2 protein-coding genes are annotated in these 652 nt (G+C 67.0%); both read left to right on the plus strand.

The annotated features are described in order from the left end of the window. The coding region (locus G7A99_RS23405; RefSeq protein ID WP_205600036.1) for a cytochrome b at positions 1-252 on the plus strand (252 nt) is incomplete at its 5' end. A gap of 123 nt (positions 253-375) precedes the next feature. Next, positions 376-652: ferric reductase-like transmembrane domain-containing protein (locus tag G7A99_RS23410; RefSeq protein WP_205600037.1), on the plus strand; the 277-nt coding region annotated here is incomplete at its 3' end.

Consider the following 652-nt stretch of genomic DNA (forward strand, 5'->3'; position numbering starts at 1 on the left):
GTCATCATCCCGCTGTCCGGCTGGTTCATGGCTTCGGCCGGCGGACACACGCCCGGCTTCTTCGGGCTGTTCTCCCTCCCGCCGCTGGTCGCCGAGAGCGACGCTCTCCACGAGATCGGCGAGGAGGTTCACGAGATCCTGCCGTGGATCCTAGTGGGCGTGCTGGCACTCCACGTCGCCGGAACACTCAAGCACCACTACGTCGATCGGGACGCGACCCTGCAACGCATGGTGCGGGGCACGCCCCAATAGAACCGGCAGAGCCGGCACACGAGCCGCCGGCGGGCGTTGACCCGCGTCATGCCCGCCGGCACCAGAAGGCGTCATCATTCCCGTCAAACGGGTAACACGACAACGCAAAAGGGACACGCGGCGATGCGCGCCATCAAACTCACGCTCTGGTCCTTCCTGGCCGGGCTGACCCTCCTCTGGCTGCTCGCGGATACGCTCCTCCCAGAGCCACTCAACTACTTCTCGTTCCGGCACGCATTCGTTCAGTACACGGGCGTGCTCGCGATCGGGGCCATGAGCGTGGCGATGGTCCTGGCCACCCGGCCCGCCCGGGCGGAACGCCAGCTCAACGGCCTCGACAAGATGTACCGCCTGCACCGGTGGCTGGGCATCGCCGCCCTGACCGTGGCGGTCGTTCACT

The organism is Arhodomonas sp. KWT (assembly GCF_010993615.1).